Origin of the sequence: Rhodococcus sp. 05-2254-6 (genome assembly GCF_002258565.1) — a bacterium.
Lineage (GTDB): Bacteria > Actinomycetota > Actinomycetes > Mycobacteriales > Mycobacteriaceae > Rhodococcoides.
Genome location: NZ_NOZF01000056.1, coordinates 1 through 5,198 on the forward strand (window position 1 = coordinate 1; position 5,198 = coordinate 5,198).

Here is a 5,198-nt window from a genome sequence, read left to right on the forward strand (position 1 = left end):
TCTTCACGGCCGCAAACATACGGACGATCATCGCGACACCCGGCGGCGGCGCTGCGCACGTCGAGCCCGACAGCATGCACGCCCCTCACAGCCCAGACCCTGACGGGTACAGAACGTACCTATCCGGTCTGAGCGAAAATTTGCGCGCGCCGGCCGCGCTCGAAACGGTTGACCCCTCTACCGTCGACGGGATCTTTGTGCCCGGCGGCTACGGGCCAGTGGTGGACCTGCACAAGAACTCTCACGTTGGAGAGTTTCTCCGCGCGCTCCGACGGGAGGGGACCCCGATCGCGACGGTCTGCCATGGAACTGCGGCGTTGCTTGCCGACACAGCATCCGGAGCAACGTGGCCGTATGCAGCCCTGACGATGACGAGTTTCTCGGACCAAGAGGAAGCCGATGTAGGACTGCTCGGCACGCTCCCCTTCACCGTCGAGCAGGAAATCCAGCGCCGGGGCGGCACGTACACCGCAGGACACCCGTGGCAGCAGCACATCGAAATCACCGACACGCTCATCACCGGACAGAACCCCGCCTCCACCGAGGCGGTCGCAGAACAGCTGACCCAACGGATCGCAAACTACTCCAGTTCGACTACCCGTTCAGGAACTCGCTAGTTCACCGGCCGGTTGACCTCTCGGCTTTATCCCTGGATGGAACTGCTCGGAACGCTGTAACGTGCGTGGGATTTGGAATTTTAGAGGCCTATTCTGTCTGTCAGGATTGACGTCTTGGCCGAAGTCGCCACGACCAGCATTCTTAACCACTGACCGACCGAAACGAAAACACGACCATGAAAACCGACATTACAGATACAGAAAACCCGCCACCCTAGGTCGAGTGACGGGTCTTTCCATCGATTAAAGCGCCGCAATAATGCAAATCAACATTAATATCGAAGGGATCAATGTAGACGCTGCTACAACCAATCCCGTTGTTGCCTTAATTACTTCTGTCACGGCAACAATGATCGCCGCTAAGGTGTATAATTTATCTATCATGATTCAAATAGATCCTCCATTCAATAGATTTACCGATGCTTTTCCGGCATCCACCAATTATAGCAGGTAATTCACCTTTTCGCTTGAGCAACCCATTCCTCCAAACGATGAGAACGAACTCTGCGAAGAGTAGAAGGCAGATACTTTAAGTAGTCCTATTGTCGCATCAATTCTGCCGCGCCGCTGCCCGGCAGACCTTACGGAATTGACCGCTTCGATACCTGCGATAGCACTTCCCGGATCACCGGCCAAAACGATTCAAGACCTCGCCTCAATCACCCCGGAGGCGTCGTGCATGCTGGGACCACTCTACAGCTGGCTGACTGCATTCGGCGACCTAGCATTGCTCGACCTCGTAGGCTGCACGAATGGACAGAGCAAGCATTCCGTCGCCTGGCGATATGGACCATCTGAGCAGCGCAGAACGCAAAGCGAAGCGCAAAGATGACCGTGGACGGCGAGTCGGCACCAAAGTGCGCGATTACGAGCGCATGTGCGGATCTGGACCCGATCGATTGGCCGAGACTCTGATTGCGCGCCACAACGTCAGGATGAAGAACACGGAGAAGCTGCCGGATGGATTCCGATTCGAAGCAATCCTTTTTCTGGCACCGATAGCAATACTGGATATCGCGCATCGCAAGCTGAACCTCACTTTGGATCGCGCACCGTCAGCCTATTATGGCAAATGGCCTCACGACCTCGGTTGGGGAGTGGACAGCTGCGTCGCGGCCACCCGACTGCTTCTCGCAGGACAAGTGGTGGCCGCTGCCACGATCGCCCGACAACAACTCGAACGATGGACTGCGGTCATGGCACCTGTCGTCGGAGTCGAGCAACATCCGTCTGAAAAAGTGGAGGACTTCATCGCGCGTGCGTGGACCGCATACGCCGAGCGCATGCCAAATCCTGGCGCACCGCCGGAATCATCCAACATCGAGGGCGACGCAGACCCGACTACTGCGCAAGATATCGAGGGCGACGACAGCTCCGCAAGCACAGAGGAGCCAACCGCACCTCATAAGCACGTCGTCCTGGCGAACGGACGTGAAGTATGCCCAGCCGTCGTCTACGGCGTTCTCAGCGAAATAATGCATGCGCGACTCTTCGAGGAAGCCATGTGGTGGGAGTCGGCCGCGCTCCTGAGCAGATTCGATGTACCAAGTGTCGTATACGGCGCGGTGGACTGCATAGCGGACGCGTTGAGCTTGAGCCTTACCCAGATCCAGTACATGACGGCTGCTGGCCTGTATCGGCAGGGCGATCCCGAGGACGCCGTGACGTTGATAGCAAGTATCAACCTTGCCGTACGGCCGTCGGCTGACGTCGCGTGTGAAGAACCACCAGATGATGCCCTCCCTTATTCGGCATCGTTCGTACTGCCGAGATTGCCTACAGTCATGCCATTGTCGCCCGATGAAGGCCTCTTGCCGGTGTTTGTTCGCTACCTAGACGATCAACGATCCACGTACGAGTCGCTGGCCTGGAATCATCGGCCCGCAGGTCGCTTGTATCGGGACGACGAGCTTGCGACTTTAGCCTTCGGCGCTCATCGCCAGGCGAGTGCATCGTTTGCGCTACGAGCCCTCGCCGCCGAGCGAGACGAACTAGGCGACGATTTCAACATTGACTCGGTGGCCTCGCGCGGGACGAACTACATCGTGGTTGCCGAGTTGGCAGCTCTTGCTGCTCTGTGGACACGCAACGGTCCTCTGCTACCAGCAGCATCGACTCCACTGGCTCTGGTGTCGTCGACGTTGCGGTCCGCATACTGGCTGTGGTTGGAAGACGACGACCGGGCGATGGCCTCGCTTCGATGCACGCTCGAACAAATCGCTCGATCAAGAGTCCACCGGACGAAACCGGAGAAAGCGCAGCGCCTTGAAAAATCCGTACACAACAAGCCCCAGCGGTGGATAGAGACCGCCGGGTGGAGTCGACTGTCGGCTTGGAATCGAGTATTGGGCGCATACGCGCACGCCCACAAAAAGCCTAACTGGGAAGGCGCAAGAGAGCTCCTGAAGGACTTGCAGCTCGACGCTCACGAGCCGTACGCCTTGCAACGCGCGCGTGGTGACGCACTGAATGTGGTGACGACTCTGGTGGCGCACGAGTCAATCAGCATTCTGGCTCTATTCTCACAGAAGGTGGCGGCTACCGCCGCTGAACTGCTGGAAAACCACTCAGGCTTGGACATGACACGGGAATGGATGGATGCGTTGATGAGTAACGCACTTGCCCATCGGAAAACACCGATTACAGAACAAGACTGATCGGCCAGCCCGAACACCCCGCTCCGGTAGCTACTCGACGGGCTGGGCGGCGTCGGCGGGGCACCATTGGTGATCGAGGCGTTATGCGGTTCTGAACTTTGTCCGCAGGTATCGGTGATAGCTTGCGGCTGTGCATTCGGGGGGTTCCGGCGTATTGGGCTGGCGACTGTTTTTCACTCGTCAGCAGTTGCCTATACCTCGGTCAGTGAACGACCCGGGGGCTGAATCGGAGGATCTCGACAGATTGCCTCACACCGGCAAAACGCCGGATGGCACTCCGTACCTGATCGATCCGTCCGGACGATACGACGTACGCCTGAACGACTTTTTCACCACGGAGTTGATCAACGCACCGCCGACCACCCAGGCAGCGTATGCGTACGACCTGAAACGGTTCCTGAAATTCCTATGGGACAACCGATCCCAGAGATCATGGACTGATGCAACGCCAGGCGATCGTGATGCGTACAAGCATTGGCGATTGCTCGACCCGGCGGGCGCACGAGTAGAAGCTACGACGTGGGACCGTGAGGTAGCGACGGTGAACCAGTTCTATCGCTGGGCAGTCGTACGCGGGCACGCCGCATGTAACCCGTTCGTGCAGCGCCTATCTCGCAGCCGAGATCCACGGAGACCCCGCGGTCAAACACCGGCAGAGTCATCGCACAGGGGCCGAGTCAATGACGTCGCGTGGCTCCCACCGGCCACGTATCGGCGGTGGCGCGATATAGGTGTCCGAGGTTTCGACATGGCAGGGTTGCCGGATCCGGCGTTCCGCGGACGGTTTGCCTCACGGAACGGGGCTTATTGCGACCTGATGATTCGCACCGGTTTACGGTTGTCCGAGCAGACAAGCTTGAGTGTGTTCGAATTCCCTCACCCAGTAGCGGGCACGTTGAACGTTCGATCGTGGCTTCCGCGGAGTATCGCCAAGGGTGGATCGGCCCGCCACATCTACTTCCCGATGTCGACGTTGACCGAGGTATGGAACTACATCGCGATAGAGCGGGCGGAAGCCATCGAGATGGCCCAGGCGAACGGCGCGTACGAGCAGATTCGGAGTCCGCTGATCGTTGCCAATCGGCTTCGGCCGTTCGTTCGAATCGGCGGCGAACGGGTCGACGCTGCCAAGCTCACCCACGACGAGCGGCGCCGTACTTTCATCGAGTGCCGCGAGGGCTTGGAGCCAATTGCCCTGTGGATCAACGAGGACGGTCTTCCGAGCAAGCCGTCCGCGTGGCAGGAAGTGTTCAAGACAGCAAACCGCCGCTGTGTGCGCCGCGAGGTCCCGATCCGGTGTCATCCGCACATGCTTCGGCATTCGTTTGCCGTGATCACTCTCGAACAACTGTGGCGCGGGCATATCAAGGAGCTGACACCGATGTCGGGACCTCAGCGCGAGACGTACCAACGTGTGTTCGGCGACCCGCTGAACTGGATCCGCATTCGATTGGGGCATCGCTCGATCGAGACGACACAGATCTACCTGCACACCCTCTCGGAATTGGAGATGGAGACGCGCGTGGCGTTGGTCCCCGACGGGTGGGAGCCCACCGTTGTCGAGAAGCGAGTCGACCCCGACTTATCCGGCACGGACAATTGCGTTGTCTGAGCCGATCAACGGCCAAGTGCGCCGTGCGGGACTGCATCACGTGGCACCGCATCCAGATGGCTACTACCAGCCCGATGTCACCGAGCAATCAGCAGGCGACCCGCCGGTTGTGCGGTTCTACGGCGAGGACAACAGGACAGCGCACTATTCGTTCGCGCGGTTGCCCTGCCCTGAGCTTCACGCCGATCTGGCTGTCGCATGGGCGGCTCGAATCGGGCCGGTGGGTCAGGTGCGCACCCGTTCGGGTGCCGACAACGGGTGGATCACTCTGCAGCGTTTCCTGAGGTTCCTCGGCGATCTCCCACAGCCGCC

At 59.3% G+C, this 5,198-nt stretch carries 4 protein-coding genes and 1 pseudogene; all 5 read left to right on the top strand.

Annotation, left to right across the window (positions count from 1 at the left end):
• On the top strand, positions 1-617 hold a 617-nt coding region (locus tag CH256_RS07250; RefSeq protein ID WP_094669208.1), incomplete at its 5' end, for a type 1 glutamine amidotransferase domain-containing protein.
• 752 nt (positions 618-1,369) lie between these two features.
• Complete coding sequence (locus tag CH256_RS07255; protein WP_015586196.1) at positions 1,370-3,274, top strand: hypothetical protein; 1,905 nt, start codon at positions 1,370-1,372, stop codon at positions 3,272-3,274.
• A 205-nt stretch (positions 3,275-3,479) separates the two neighbouring features.
• A pseudogene (locus tag CH256_RS28950) lies at positions 3,480-3,836 on the top strand (site-specific integrase); the annotation flags it as partial.
• A gap of 294 nt (positions 3,837-4,130) precedes the next feature.
• On the top strand, positions 4,131-4,886 hold the full coding sequence (locus CH256_RS28495; RefSeq protein WP_230594394.1) for a hypothetical protein: 756 nt from the start codon (positions 4,131-4,133) through the stop codon (positions 4,884-4,886).
• The coding region (locus CH256_RS07265; protein ID WP_143536531.1) for a hypothetical protein at positions 4,879-5,198 on the top strand (320 nt) is incomplete at its 3' end. The genes CH256_RS28495 and CH256_RS07265, both read left to right, overlap by 8 nt.